Genomic DNA, 14823 nt, shown 5'->3' with positions numbered 1-14823 from the left:
ATGTAAACACGCGAAAAAATGAGCTAGCCTGCGATTGCAAAAATCTTGTAGGTCAGGACTCCGGAATTAGGGGGCCTAGCCGAAAGTACATCTTTTCACACCATATTCGCTTGCATTGGTGCCTGTACCCGCTAATTTCCTGTACTTTTGCAGGTTTTTATATCAAATCGGTCCATCTCACCGAAAAAACCTGTATTTTTGCAGGAATTGAACGTGGACTCTGCCGCTTGGCTCGCTGCCGTTTATTGGCTCACGGGAGAATACCGTTCGCAAAACAATGGATCGTTTCGGATGTTTGCAGGGGTACAAACGATTTATGAATCGGCATCCTTTTTTCTATCTTTTTTTGGCTAATCAACAGGCCTGCATGGAGTGCAGTTATTTCGCACAAAAATAGTGGGGTCCGGTGAACAGTTGTATTTCTTGCAAAAAAATCAAAGAAATCCGGGAACAATAGGGATCGAAAGAATATTTCACACGGCTGCCGGTATACGTATTCAATCTTTGGTTGAATTTATATAAGATTGGAAATTCTACATATATTGTTCCTGCGATTTACATCCTCTCCCCGTTCGTATAATCTGGAATTAATAGGACCGCGCAAGCGGCATGGCAAGGAGGAGAGGCATGGCACGAAGACTGGAAGGAAAAAGAGTGGCTCTTACCGGACCGCGCCGGGCGGATGAGCTGGGTAAGCTGGTGGAGAACCTTGGCGGAATACCGTTTTATCGGCCAGCCCAGGGAACGGTTCTTCTCGATGATCTCCATCTGCGAAACGGCATCATCTCCTGGGTGAGCCATCCTCCGGATTGGTCGATATTTACGACCGGGATAGGGCTGGACGCTTTATTCGATATGGCGGAAGATATGGGGATTGCAGGGCAGCTATGGGATAATCTGAGGGATGGCTTTATCGCCGCCAGGGGTTATAAAACGGCTAATGTACTGAAGAAACGCGGGCTTTCGCCTGTGGTACGCGATGACGACGGCAGCACCGAAGGGTTGATCCGCGGTTTGACGAGCTATGATTTGACGGGGAAATCGGTCATGCTGCAGCTTTATGGCGAACCGGCGCCTCGGCTTGTAACCTGGCTGGAGGAGAAGGGGGCAAGCTGCATCCCGATTCTGCCTTACCGACACATCGCCCCGCCGGAGGAAGCGCTGGAGTTGCTGCTGTCAGATATTTTGGAGGGCCGGGTGGATGCGGTGACATTTACGAGCGGTCCGCAGTTCCGTTTCCTGATGGAGTTCGCGGTTGACCGCGGCCGGGCGGGCGAATTGACGGAGGCGCTCCGCGGGCCGGTGATTGCCGTTGCCGTAGGTAAAGTTACCGCTGCAGGGCTTTACGAAGCGGGGATACCTCGGGTTGTGGCCCCTAAAGAGGAACGGATGGGCAGTATGATCGTTGAGCTCAGCCGCTTTTTTGCCGGCGAGGCTGAAGCTTTGCCCCGGTACGGCGCTCAAAGCTAGCCGGCAAAGCGGCGCTTGGTTTCGCTGTTGATTTCGTGTATTGGTCTTATCACATAAGAAACACCCAAATCGGCTTTTCGAAGGGATGATCGTAATGAGCGATATTTTGAAAAAAGCAGTCTCCTTGGGATGGGGTCTTACGATGGTCAGCAAGGAGAAAATCGAAAGCGTCGTGGATGAATTGGTTAAACGCGGCGAATTGGCGCCTTCCGAGTCGAAGCAGATGGTGGAACGGCTGATTGACAAGGGTGCGGAAGAGCAAAGCCGGTTCAAGGAAATGATCAACGAACAGGTCAGATCTGCGCTGCAGAACATGGGATTCGCCACCAGCAAAGAAGTAGAGGATCTGACACGGCGGGTGGCGGAGCTGGAAATTAAGCTCTCCGAGCTGCAGCAGCCATAGGTCATGAGCATTCGTGTCCGCCATACCGGGCGTTATCGGGAAATCGCCATGGCGCTGGGGCGCCATGGCTTTGGTTATATGGCCGAAGAAATCGGGTTGACGCGCCTTGTGTCCGCACCGATTCGGCGGCTGCGGCACAAGGAGATTCCGGAGAGTAGAACGCTCGCTGAGCGGATCCGGCTTGTGCTGGAGGAGTTGGGTCCGACGTTCGTGAAGGTGGGCCAGTTAGCCAGCACCCGCTCGGATTTGCTCCCTGAACCTATCATTCGCGAACTCGTTAAGCTGCAGGATCAGGTGCCTCCTTTTCCCGCAGAGGAGGCGAGGATCATTCTGGAGCAAGAGCTGGAGATGCCCGCCGAAGAGCTGCTCAGCAGGTTTGAGGAGGTGCCTCTGGCCGCTGCGTCGATCGGTCAGGTGCACAAGGCGAAGCTGAAGACCGGCGAACTGGTGGCGATCAAAATCCAGCGTCCCGGGATCATACCGCAGATTGAACGCGATTTGGATATTTTGCGACATTTGACGGCGCTTGCGAAAAAAAGGTGGTCCTGGGTAAGCCGCTATCAGATTCCGCAAATGGTAGAGGAGTTCTCACGTTCGATTCAAGCGGAGCTCGATTACAGTTATGAGGGTCGGAATATGGAAAAGATCCGCATGCAGCTTGAAGGCATGGAGGGCATCTATATTCCGCGCGTTTATTGGCACTGCACATCGTCCAAAGTGCTGACGATGGATTTCGTGGACGGCGTTCACCTCAATCAACCGGACAAAATGCGGGAGAATGGCTTTGATCCGAAAGAAATCGCCCAAAGGTTGGTTAACGCGCTGCTTCATCAAGTGTTTGACGGAGGATTTTTTCATGCCGATCCGCATCCGGGCAATTTGCTCGTTACGGAGCGGGGAGATTTGGCGTTTATCGACTTCGGGATGGTCGGGCGGCTTGGCAGCGAAATGAAAGACCATCTCGCTTGGCTCGTGATCGCCCTTATGCAGCGAAGCACGGAGGGGATGACGCGGGCGATTTTGCGAATGGGACTGCTGGAAGAAGCGGAGGAGACCGCCGGACTCCGGAGAGATCTCGAACGGCTGCGGGAGCGGTATTACGATATTCCTTTTTCCAAAATTCGCGTAGGACAAGCGCTGAACGATTTGTTTGCCGCTGCCCAGCAGCATAGCATCGTTTTACCGCCGGATTTGCTCTTGCTCGGTAAAGCGCTGCTGACGGTCGAGGGAGTGGCGCTTGGCCTGGATCCGGATCTGCGTATTCTGGACATGGCGGAACCCTTCGGGCGCAAGCTGCTCCGGGAGAAGTACGGAACCCGCAGAATCGGGAAGAAGCTGCTGGAAGGGGCCGCCGATTTGACGGAGTCGCTGACCGAACTGCCGCAGCAGGTTCGGAGGTTGTCCACACTGCTCGGTAAAGGCAAGGTAAAAGTGGAGATGGATTTACCGGAATTGGAGCATTTCCTGCGAAAGATGGACCAAATCGGAAACCGGTTGGCTTTCAGCCTCGTCCTGCTCGCCTTCAGCATTATTATGGTCGGACTTATCATCGGCTCCTCTCTGACGCGAAAACCCACGCTGCTCTGGAATTTCCCGGCCATTGAAGTCGGTTTCGTCGTGGCGGCGCTGATGGTTCTCTGGCTGCTTTATTCTATTTTTCGCTCGGGAAGATTTTAAGCGGCGAACGGCCGGCTCAGGCCGATAAGCATTTTTCCGTATTGTCTGCTACAATAAGAAGGCTTTCTTAATAGAATATGAGGTGAATCCTGTTGACAACTTTTCAAAACCTGGGCCTATCGCCCGTTTTTCTTCAAGCCCTGCAAGGACAAGGCATTGTGACACCTACCCCCGTACAGGAGGCGGCGATTCCTGTTCTGCTCGCTGGGGAGGACGTGATGGTTCAGGCGCAGACCGGCACGGGCAAAACCCTGGCGTTTCTGCTTCCGATTCTAGAAAAAATCCGCGCCGACCGGCCTGACGCGCAGGCGCTGATCATCACGCCGACGCGCGAGTTGGCGATTCAAATTACGGCTGAGGCCCGCAAACTGGCGTCGGCCCGCGAAGGTCTGTCCGTCCTGGCAGCTTACGGCGGTCAAGACGTGGAACGTCAGCTCCGCAAGCTGCAAAACGGCGCCCAGCTTGTCATCGGTACGCCGGGACGGCTGCTCGACCATTTGCGGCGGGGCTCCCTGACGCTCGGGTCCGTGCGCTTGCTGGTGCTGGACGAAGCCGACCAAATGCTGCATATGGGCTTCCTTGCCGAAGTGGAGGAGATCATCCGGCTCGTTCCGAGAAGCCGGCAAACGATGCTGTTCTCGGCAACCATGCCCGATAATGTTAAAAGACTGGCCAAAACCTATATGAACCGGCCGCGGGACATCCGCATCGCGGAAACTTCCCGGGTCACGCTTGACGCGATCAAGCAGATCGTCGTAGAGTGTACCGACCGGACGAAGCAGGATGCGCTGAAGGACATGATTCGCAAACATCGCCCGTATTTGGCGGTGATTTTTTGCCGGACGAAACGGCGGGCCAGCACGCTGAACGAAGCGCTGCAAGAGGCCGGCTTCGCCTCGGACGAGCTGCACGGCGACCTGTCCCAGTCGAAGCGGGAACAGGTGATGCGCGCTTTCCGCGACGCCAAGCTGGAGCTGCTCGTCGCGACGGACGTTGCCGCGCGCGGCATCGACGTCGAGGGCGTGACGCATGTGTTCAACTATGACATCCCGCATGATGTCGACAGTTATATCCACCGCATCGGCCGCACCGGCCGCGCCGGAGAGAAAGGCGTCGCGGTGACGTTCGTCGCGCCGAAGGACATCGACGCGCTGCGTAATATCGAGCGCGGCATCAATCTGCGCATGGAGCGGCAGCGCTACGATAAAAACGGCCTCGCCGCGGTGGGCGGCGAGCAGCGGAAGCCGGCCGCATCGGCGGGGCGCCGGGCCGGAGCCGCAGGCTCCGCCGGGGCAGCCGGAGCTGAGCGCGGCAAGGCCAAACCAGGCCGGCACGCCGTCGACGGCGAGGCGGGCCGGGGACGGCGGAAGCCCGCCGGAGCGGCTTCCGGAGCAGCCCGCGCCGGCGGACGCGGCGGGGATAACCGCCGGAGCGGCGGCGCGGGACGCGGCCGGGACGGTTCGTCGTCCGGGCGAGGCGGCGCTCAGGACGGACGTCGCGGCGGCGGCGAGCGCGGAGGCCGCCGCGGGCGCTGATGCTCGCAGCGCGCCAAAAGCCAGGGCGGTCCCGTTATCACGGACCGCCCTGGCTTGGCTTATGATAAGCGATCCCGGAAGGTGCGTATTTCCATGTAACTTATGAGCGGATTCGTACGTTTATTGGATGTAAATACAGAAGACGACTGTAATTCAATGTTTATCTAGCACAATATGGTGGGAGGAAAGGTAATGAACAACAGGAAAAAAGCTCTGACGTTGGCGTTTGCGCTTTTCGTGGCGGCCGCTCTCGTTGCGGGATGCGCGAGCAATACATCGCCGGAGCCGCCGGCCAATACGCCGAATACGAGCGCGGATGCCGGAGCAAATAATACGGGAGGCAATAACGGGGAAGCGAATACGGGGACAACGAACGATTCCAATTCCACGGACGGCCAGAACGATCAGGCGAATCAGGGACAGGATCAGCAAGGGTCGGGTAATGCCGCTTCCGACGACGGCGGCAAGAACGTGGACAAATCCGCCGAGACCGATCCGGACAGCATCGCCGTTCTGATCAACAAGCAGTTCGGCTTGCCGGACGACTACGAGCCGAAGGATCTCGTATATCCCGATGTCCGTTTCACCTTCTCCGAGAAAATCGAAAAACGGATGATGCGCAAGGAAGCGGCTGCCGCGCTGAAAGAGCTGTTCGACGGCGCGGAAAAGGACGGCATTTATTTAGCCGGCGTTTCTGCCTATCGCTCCTACAGCACGCAAAAATCTCTGTTTAACCGTTACGTCGAAAAGGACGGCGAGGAGAAAGCCAAAACCTACAGCGCCGTGCCGGGTTACAGCGAGCATGAGACGGGCCTTGCCATCGACGTTTCCGGCAGCGACGGCAAATGCGCCGCTGAAAGCTGCTTCGGAGATACGAAGGAAGCGAAATGGCTGGGCGAGCATGCGACTGAATACGGTTTTATTATTCGTTATCCCGAAGGCAAAGAAGATATTACCGGCTACAAATACGAGCCTTGGCATATCCGGTATGTGGGGAAAGAGATCGCCGCCGATATCGCCGAGCGGGGAATTACGTTCGAGGAATATTACGATGCCGTTCCGGTAGCCGGCTCGGAATCCAGCTCCAAATAACGACTTTAGTTGCTGAAAAAAATTCTTTAGAACGGATAGAGGACGCCTGCGGGCGTCCTTTTTAGGTTATGGCTTCAGCCCGTTAACTTATAAAATAAAGTATTAGCCTGCAGGTCAACTGAAACTTGTTCTTGGCCACACGGTTAGCCGCTGTCATCGCCGTTGAATCGATCATTCACCGGAAGCTTAAGGGATATGGTCAATTAGTTTACAACCTTATTTTTCAGACTAACACTTTATTTTCGCAGAACGGCAGGCACTTACTTAATTTTGCCTAAAAGCCAGAAGTCCGGTCTGGCAGCTTTTTCGCCCGAGGCTGAACTTTTGATCTCATACTTTGATGGTGATTGACTACATTACTGCAAAAATGCAGTTATTTCGTGGGGTTTCAACTCTGTAAATTACCCTGTATAGGCCAATTAACGCTAAAATAGCTGCACTTTTGCAGGTATTTTTTTCATCTCAGTTAATTGCCCGTGTTGGGATGGTCAACTCAAAACAGAGGAGTTTCCCTTGCAAATCTGAAAATATAAGTGCGGAATCGTCACACTTCTGAGTGAAAGTTTACTACGTAAGTGCAGCACGCCTGGTCTAAACGAAGCCACGATCCGCAAGTATATTCTAGAGCAGAAAAGCCATGATATTGTGCTGGATAAGCTTAGCATGAAGGAGGATAAGAATCCCTTCGGCCGAACTGTTAAGGCTTATAGTCTTGGAACACCCCACGTTTGGGGGATGGGTTGGATCGGTGGCCCTGGCTTCGTCAAGAAGAGCGGATCAAATTCAGGTTGACAAATGATAATGATTATCAGTATCTTTAATAGATAAAGATGAAGTTATGATGAAGCAGAGATGAACCGCGCGATCGCCGCTTGGAAGCTCGGGAATTCGGAAGCTCCACAGCTTGGAAGCCCAGGAGATTGCTGCACGGAAGCTTCGACAACTCTGCTCAACGATAAATCCATATCACGGCCGCATGCGGAAAGGAAGAGAGCCATGGCTACGCTAAAGACATCCCATTTGGATATTGCTTATGAAGACCGGCTGATCGTCGAGGATTTGAATATTTCGATTCCGGAGGGGAAAATCACGGCTCTGGTTGGTGCCAACGGCTCCGGTAAATCCACGGTGCTGAAAACGATGGCCCGGATCCTGCAGCCTAAATCGGGGAGCGTGCTGCTGGACGGCAAGTCGATCCACAAGCAATCCACGAGGGAGGTTGCCAAGCAATTGGCCATCCTTCCCCAAAATCCCACCGCTCCGGAAGGCTTGACGGTTTATGAGCTTGTCTCGTACGGCCGTTTCCCCCATCAAAAAGGCTTTGGCGGATTAAAGGCGGAGGACCGCCAAATCGTGGAATGGGCGCTCGAAGCGACCAAGATGGGAGAGTTTAGCGACCGGTCCCTGGAGCAGTTGTCCGGCGGCCAGCGTCAACGGGCGTGGATCGCAATGGCGCTTGCCCAGCAGACGAATATTCTTTTCCTGGATGAACCGACGACGTTTCTGGATATGGCCCATCAACTCGAAGTGCTGCAGCTGCTGGAGGAATTGAACGCCGAATCGCAGCGCACGATTGTAATGGTGGTCCATGATCTGAATCATGCGGCTCGTTACGCCCACCATATGATCGCGATTAAGCAGGGGCAGGCCGTAGCTTCGGGAACGCCGGAAGAGGTTGTGACCTCGGAGGTGCTGCGCGAGGTGTTCGGCATCGAGGCCGACATCGTTACCGACCCCCGCAGCGGGGTGCCGCTGTGTCTTCCTTATGAGTTGTACCGCGCCGCGGCCGAAGGAACAGGGCGGAAAGGGAAAGCCGTTCCGCTCACGATTCTGAATCGGTCTGCCAATTAGCCGGCGGAGGTTAAGGTTATGCATATCGATTATCATTTGCTGAATCAGCAGCTTGGCATCGTCACCGAGGAACGGGGAGATGCGCTGTATCGTGTCCCGGCAATTGGACTTAAGGATCACGAGCAATTGCGGCGGTTTCTGGAGTTTTATCAAGACTGCATCAAGGGACAGGATATCCAGGTAGCGGCGACTTACTTCTCGGCGAGCTGGCGTGTTGTTTGTACGGCGGTGCAGTATATGGTGTCGCTGACCGAAGGCAAGCTTGACTTCTCACTGGACAATCTGACGCTTCACGTTGCCGAGGTGAACAACTATCCGAGGGTCTTTTTTGTGTTGAAAACCCCCGAGGAGACCGTTTGGCCGGAACTAGATCGAACCTTGCTCAGGGAGCGGGAGCTTGGCTTGTTCTATCAGGATACCCTGCGCCCTGTGATGGAGACGGCGGCAAGGGTTTCCAAGCTGCCGATTACCCAGCTATGGGCTCAGCTTCCTTTGGGAATAGAATATTACGTGAGCGCCATTGCAGCAGGGTTGGAGGATGAAGTGCAGCGAGAACGGCTCTTGGAGGATTGTGAATATCTGCTCAAGGGCCTGCCTGCGGCATGGTTTGGACTTAAACGCAATCCGTTTGACACGAAAGCGATTTGGCTGGACGATCCTTATCGACCCGGCGAAAAAACCCGTATGAGACCCAGCTGCTGCCTGGCTTACCGGACTGACACGGGTTACGGATACTGCTATGGCTGTCCGAAGCTGTCCAAGGCGGAAAGAGAAGCCAAACGTGCGGAAATCGTCGCAGCAATTGCCGCAGCTGCCCAAAAGTCTTAAGCATGAGCGCATTTGTGTGGGCTACCAAGCTCATATACCGCGAATAAAGCAGCCTTTGGAGATGCTCCGAAGGTTTTTATCATTGCTTCAAATTGTGAATATTTTTAAAACCGGCAAATTAGCTATTGCAATGTGAAAAATGTCACACTATAATAACGGTATCAGGTGAATAATTTCACAATATCGCAAGATATTAAGTGATGGTTTTCACAAATAATCCAGATAAAAACAACTTTTTTATTAAAACAGAGATATTGGAGGAGGAAACATCATGAAAGTAGCAGTGATCGGATGTACCCATGCAGGAACGGCAGCCATCGTAAATACGGCTAATCTTTATCCGGAGGCGGAAATTACCGTATACGAACGGAACGACAACATATCTTTTCTGTCCTGCGGCATCGCGCTTTATGTCGGAGGAACGGTGAAGGATCCGCAGGGGCTCTTCTATTCTTCGCCGGAGAAGCTGGCGGAGCTTGGCGTCAAAACGAAAATGCAGCATGAAGTCATCGATGTCGATGTTTCGGACAAAAAACTTCGCGCCCGCAACCTGCAAACCGGGGAAGAGTTCGAGGACCATTTCGACAAATTGATCGTGACGACCGGATCATGGCCGATTGTTCCGAAATTCGAAGGCATTGAACTGGAGAACATCCTGCTGTCCAAAAACTTCAATCATTCCAACACCATTATTGAAAAAGCGGCTCAGGCCAAGTCCATCGTCGTCGTTGGCGCAGGTTACATCGGCGTCGAGCTGGTTGAAGCGTTCCAGATGAACGGTAAACAGGTGACGCTGATTGACGCGGAGAAACGGATCCTTAGCAAATACCTGGATGCCGAATTCACCGACACGATCGAAGCATCGCTTCGTGAACAAGGCATTACCCTGGCCTTGGGCGAGAAAGTGACCCGATTCGAAGGAAAAGGCGGAAATGTGTCGAAAGTAGTAACCGATCATGGCCAATATGCTGCGGATCTCGTCATTTTGTGCATCGGCTTCCGTCCGAATACCGGTCTGCTCAAAGGCCAGGTGGACATGCTGGAGAACGGCGCGATCATCGTGGACGAATATATGCGCACCAGCGCGCCGGATGTTTTTGCGGCCGGAGACAGCTGTGCCGTATTTTATAACCCTACCGGGAAACATGCGTACATTCCGCTTGCGACCAATGCGGTACGGATGGGCACGCTCGCCGCGCGCAATCTGATAGAGCCAAACGTTAAATATTTGGGAACCCAAGGAACCTCGGGCATCAAAATCTACGAGGACAACATCGCCGCTACGGGGCTGACGGAAGCTTCGGCCAAAGAGGCGGGCATCGAGGCCGAGGCAACCATGGTGAACGATCATTACCGTCCCGAATTTATGCCTACCCACGAGCCGCTGAAGCTCAAGGTGGTTTATGAAAAGAGCACCCGGCGTATTTTGGGTGCGCAACTGATGTCCAAAGCGGACTTGACGCAATCGATCAATACGATTTCGGTCTGCATCCAAAACGGCATGACGATGGAAGAGCTCGCTTTTGTTGATTTCTTCTTCCAGCCGCATTACAACAAGCCTTGGAATTTCCTCAACAGCGCAGGCCTCGGGGCGCTGCCGGAAGTTTCCCTCCGTGCGGCCGTTCGCGGCTGACAAAGCGGTTTTGGCTTCGGTGCACAGCAGATTCAGGGCAGCAGCCGGCGATAGAATATGCGAGACGTATTCTTTTCGCCGGCTGTTTTTTTAACAAAACTTGTGAATTCTTCCGCCATATTAATAACGCTATCGTGATCTTTGTTACTTTTCGGGGGGATGAGGCACGTTACAATAATATTCGGTCGGCAAGCATCACGGAAAGAAGGGCCTAATAAATAAAGAGATTCAAAAAGGAGACAAGACCATGGCTTATTATAAACCTGGGCAGATTGCGGAAGTTACAGTGGAGAACGGCATCAAGAAAGCGCACAATCCGTTATTGACCGTACTTATTCTTGGATTTTTGGGCGGGGCTTTTATTGCTCTCGGGTTCCTGCTGGATATTCGGGTTATCGCAAGCGCACCGAAGGAATGGGGCAGCTTTGCCACCTTTATCGGCGCGGCGTTGTTCCCGATTGGCCTCATCCTGGTATTGCTCGCGGGCGGCGAGTTGTTGACGGGGAATATGATGGCGGTGCCTCTGGCGCGTATGGCCAAGAAAATCAATACCGGCGAGGTCGTCAAAAACCTGATTCTGATCACGCTCAGCAACTTTGTGGGCGCATTGTTCGTAGCATTCTTTTTCGGTCATGTCGTCGGTTTGACGGCAAGCGGACCGTATTTAGATAAACTCGTCGAAATGGCGGGACATAAACTGGACGATAATTTCTTACAGGCGTTTATCTCCGGCATCGGCTGCAACTGGCTGGTGGCTCTGGCCGTGTGGCTCTCTTACGGCGCGGACAATATGAGCGGCAAAATCCTCGGCATCTGGTTCCCGACCATGGCATTTGTCGCCATCGGATTCCAGCACGTTGTGGCAAACATGTTCATCATTCCCGCGGCTATTTTTGAAGGTTATTTCTCCTGGGGCGAATACCTTAAAAACTTTGTTCCGGTTTGGCTTGGCAACCTGGTGGGCGGCGGTTTGTTCGTCGCGGCAGCTTATTGGGCGGCCTATTTGAAGGATAAATCGGCTTCGCCCGCCGAGCATGCGTCGTCATCTGCGACCGAATTGCATCACTAGCAGAAGATTCCCGTAAAAACGTGAGGATGGCGGGGAGACTTTGGGCTGGGTAACAGCCCTAATTAACCTGCTGCAAACTATGAAGAAGATATAAGGGAAATAAATGGTGCTATTTTGGGAATATCGCTCGTTTTTCGTGAAATAGAGGACAAAAATGGCGTTATTTTCCCGAATCGCCGGGAAATGGCCGCTTATTGCGCTGTTTGCCCACAAATAAGGCCAATAAATTCCCTTATTGAAGAGAACCACGCTTGTACTCGGGAAATAAGACCATAACGTTCCGCTATTTTATGAGGTACCCTTAGCAATGGAGGTACCGCCGACATAGGAATCACGTTATTTCTGGATCGATTTACGCTAAAGGGCTGTTCTTCCGTTCGCACGGAGGAACAGCCCTTTTTGGCATGAGTATCAGCGGGATGGCGGATCAATTTCCAAGAACCAGGTCAAGCATTTCCTGCACGGGAATCGTGGCCAGCGAAATGCTGGTGTCGCAGCAGCCGTAATAGATGTAAATCTCGTCGTTAACGATCAGGTTAGCCGTAGGAAAGACGGTATTGTTGATAATAAGACCGAATTTTTCATAGTGCATTTCAGGCTCCATAATCGGATTTTTGGTTCTGGCGATAACCCGCCGCGGATCGTGAAGATCCAGCAGTAACGCGCCCACTCTATAAACGGAGTTGGAATCCACCCCGTGATATAGTACCAGCCAGCCTTTTTCCGTCTTGAGCGGCGTTGCGGCGGCGCCGATTTTAAGGCCTTCCCACTGCGGGTTTTCGGATACGGCAACCAGTTCGGGCGACGTCCATTCTTGCAGATCCTCGGAATAAGAAATCCAAATTCCTGGTCTGTCGGTGCCGTATTGTTGCCCTACGTACTGCATAGGGCGCCGCAGCAGAGCAAACTTGCCGTTTATCTTCTCGGGAAAGAGGGCATTGTCCCGGTCGTCAATCTCCGCAGGAGTCGTATAGCACAACTGCTCGTAATGAACCCCGTCCTTGGAGACGGCGATGCCCGAGCGCGTAATCATCGGCTGTGTTCCCGTTGCCTCCCATTCCGGATAATGCTCCGGATAATAGTCCGGCACGGCGACGCCTGTCGGCCAGCAATCAAAGCCATACGGCTGCAGAGCATAACACATGTAGAAAGTCTCATCGATTTTGACGATGCGCGCGTCTTCGACGGAGCCCTTCGGAAAACCGAGATCGGCACCCGTGAATATCGGTTTGTCGGAAACGGGCTGGAATTGGACGCCATCGGTACTTCTGAGCAATCCGATGCTCGTTTGAAACGGCCGAAGGCTCCCTGCCGCGCGTTCATACATAAGAAACTCGCCATTATGGTGAATGACGCCGGGATTGAACACGGCCACTTTTCTGAAATCATGGATTCCCGGAACGACAATGGGGTTTTGCGAATATCTCTGTAGCGGCATATTAAGTTTTCCTCCTGTGAATGATTAGCCCTTTACGGCCCCAGCGGTCATGCCCTGGATAATCTTGTTGCGGAATATCAGATAAATGATGATAACCGGCAGAATGGAAAGTACCAATGCGGCCATCAGGGTTGTATAATCCGTCGTATACTGCCCGTTGAAGCTGGTCAGGCCCACCGGAAGCGTTCTAAGCCCTTGGTCGGTGATCAATGTCAGCGCAAACGGAAATTCATTCCATGTATCAAGGAACGATAGAATCAACGCGGTTGAAGTGACGGGCAGACAAGTGGGGAAGATGATCCGGAACATGGTGTAAAACGTATTGGCCCCATCGATATAGGCGGCTTCGTCAAGCTCGACGGGAACCGTCCGGACGAAGCTTTCATACAGGAAAATCGAAAGCGGAAGCCGGAGCGCCACGTAGGGGAGGATCAATGTTCCGAGATGATTGTACAAATTCAGCGTCTTAAACTGGACAAACAACGGTACGATCAGCGAATAGACGGGGATCAGCATGCCGGCGATAAACAGTGTGTAGATGGCGTTGCGGCCTCTGAAACGGTATCTGGCCAGAACATACCCGATGCTGAACGCGAAGAGAATAACCAAAATCACCGTAAGCACGGTATTGAACGCGCTGTTTAAAAAATACGAAGACATTCCTCCCTCGACAAAAGCCTTATAATAATTGCCGAATTGAGGGTTTTTCGGCAGCGAAACGATGTTCAGCATAAACTCCTCTTTCGTCTTCAGGGAGGAGTACATAATCCACAGGATCGGAAAAATGCAACCGACGGAAAAGATCAACATGCAGATGTTGAAAATCGTGCTCCCAAACAGCCGGATCGCTTTGCGGGGAGTCGTGATCGTAGAAGAAGTCATTTTTGTCTCGCCTCCGCCAGCATTTTGAACAGCATGACCAATCCGAAGCTAAGCACGAATATCCCGATGGAGATCGCGCTGCCGTAACCGAATTGCATTTTGGTAAAGGAGGTATTATAGGCATACAGAGCCAGCACCATGGAGTGCGTCCCGGGACCTCCGCCCGTCATCACCAGGATATGGCTGAACACCAGCATATTCGAGGAAATGCTCAGCATGATCGCTACTTTTATGGAATCGTAAATCAAAGGAAACGTTATATACATAGCTTTTTTGAAGCCGGCCGCTCCATCCAGCTCGCACATTTCATAGATATCTTTGGAGACCCCTTGTACAGCCGACATGAAAATCATGAGCGGAACCCCAAGGTATTGCCATATCAAAGGGACGGTAACGGAGTAGATCACCTTGTCCGGGTCATCCAGCCAGAGCTGTATCCATCCGTCCAAATGGAGGGCGCGCAGAATAGCGTTCAGAATGCCGTAATCGTTCGAGTAGATCATCTGCCAGATGAAACCTACGACAACGGCCGACAATACAGCAGGCAAAAAAATGACGGTGCGATGAAAGCTTGATAATCGCATGGCTTTGGACATGAACAGGACCGTAAGCAAAAAGGCGATTCCCATTTGAACGACCATATTGCCGAAGACGATAATGAGATTATTGCCGAAGGATTGCCAGAATACCGAGTCGCTTAAAAGCGTCCGGTAATTCTCCATGCCAATGAACTCTTTTTTCGGGCCTCCGGTCCAGTTGGTCAAGCTGTATCCAAAGGCGGTAAACAAAGGGATAATCGTAATAAAAACATAAATGGCGATACCGGGAATCAATAAAGCTGCCAGAACGGATTTGCGGGGACCGCCGGTAAGAGAGTTGTGATGCAAGATGTTTTCCCTCCTCGTTGCTGATCAATGGCCGGTGCCGCCTTTTGAATTTCAAGCA

Annotated in this window: 12 protein-coding genes; 9 read left to right on the top strand and 3 right to left on the bottom strand. The window is 52.8% G+C overall.

Going from position 1 to position 14823, the window contains the following annotated elements:
- Positions 1-627: 627 nt before the first annotated feature.
- The 9 genes from ACI48K_RS20200 (at position 628) to ACI48K_RS20160 (ending at position 11558) form a co-directional block, all read left to right on the top strand.
- A complete protein-coding gene (locus ACI48K_RS20200; RefSeq protein ID WP_475029429.1) occupies positions 628-1470 on the top strand; it encodes a uroporphyrinogen-III synthase in 843 nt (280 codons plus the stop codon).
- Between the two features lie 94 nt (positions 1471-1564).
- The gene (locus ACI48K_RS20195; protein WP_475029428.1) at positions 1565-1873 is read left to right on the top strand and encodes a phasin family protein; all 309 of its coding nucleotides are present in this window, start codon (positions 1565-1567) and stop codon (positions 1871-1873) included.
- A gap of 3 nt (positions 1874-1876) precedes the next feature.
- Complete coding sequence (locus tag ACI48K_RS20190; RefSeq protein WP_475029427.1) at positions 1877-3550, top strand: ABC1 kinase family protein; 1674 nt, start codon at positions 1877-1879, stop codon at positions 3548-3550.
- A 92-nt stretch (positions 3551-3642) separates the two neighbouring features.
- Complete coding sequence (locus ACI48K_RS20185; RefSeq protein ID WP_475029426.1) at positions 3643-5085, top strand: DEAD/DEAH box helicase; 1443 nt, start codon at positions 3643-3645, stop codon at positions 5083-5085.
- A gap of 192 nt (positions 5086-5277) precedes the next feature.
- Positions 5278-6177, top strand: a complete 900-nt coding sequence (locus ACI48K_RS20180) for a M15 family metallopeptidase (RefSeq protein WP_475029425.1) — start codon at positions 5278-5280, stop codon at positions 6175-6177.
- 996 nt (positions 6178-7173) lie between these two features.
- Positions 7174-8028, top strand: a complete 855-nt coding sequence (locus ACI48K_RS20175) for an ABC transporter ATP-binding protein (protein WP_475029424.1) — start codon at positions 7174-7176, stop codon at positions 8026-8028.
- Between the two features lie 18 nt (positions 8029-8046).
- A complete protein-coding gene (locus ACI48K_RS20170) occupies positions 8047-8856 on the top strand; it encodes a hypothetical protein (RefSeq protein ID WP_475029423.1) in 810 nt (269 codons plus the stop codon).
- A gap of 271 nt (positions 8857-9127) precedes the next feature.
- Positions 9128-10489, top strand: coding sequence for an FAD-dependent oxidoreductase (locus tag ACI48K_RS20165; protein ID WP_475029422.1), 1362 nt, complete (start codon positions 9128-9130; stop codon positions 10487-10489).
- Between the two features lie 247 nt (positions 10490-10736).
- A complete protein-coding gene (locus ACI48K_RS20160) occupies positions 10737-11558 on the top strand; it encodes a formate/nitrite transporter family protein (RefSeq protein WP_475029421.1) in 822 nt (273 codons plus the stop codon).
- Between the two features lie 427 nt (positions 11559-11985).
- On the opposite strand, the gene ACI48K_RS20155 is transcribed toward ACI48K_RS20160, so the two are convergent.
- The 3 genes from ACI48K_RS20155 to ACI48K_RS20145 are packed head-to-tail and all read right to left on the bottom strand — an operon-like array spanning position 11986 to position 14765.
- Positions 11986-12996, bottom strand: coding sequence for a glycoside hydrolase family 130 protein (locus ACI48K_RS20155; protein WP_475029420.1), 1011 nt, complete (start codon positions 12994-12996; stop codon positions 11986-11988).
- Between the two features lie 24 nt (positions 12997-13020).
- Positions 13021-13878, bottom strand: coding sequence for a carbohydrate ABC transporter permease (locus ACI48K_RS20150; protein ID WP_475029419.1), 858 nt, complete (start codon positions 13876-13878; stop codon positions 13021-13023).
- Positions 13875-14765 carry a carbohydrate ABC transporter permease gene (locus ACI48K_RS20145; protein ID WP_475029418.1) on the bottom strand — a complete coding sequence of 297 codons (891 nt, stop codon included), beginning with the start codon at positions 14763-14765 and terminating at the stop codon, positions 13875-13877. The genes ACI48K_RS20150 and ACI48K_RS20145 overlap by 4 nt, the downstream gene beginning before the upstream one ends.
- Positions 14766-14823 lie beyond the last annotated feature (58 nt).

The organism is Paenibacillus terrisolis (genome assembly GCF_056171975.1).
The sequence above is the reverse complement of the archived record's forward strand: the minus strand, read 5'-3'. Positions and strand labels throughout refer to the sequence as shown.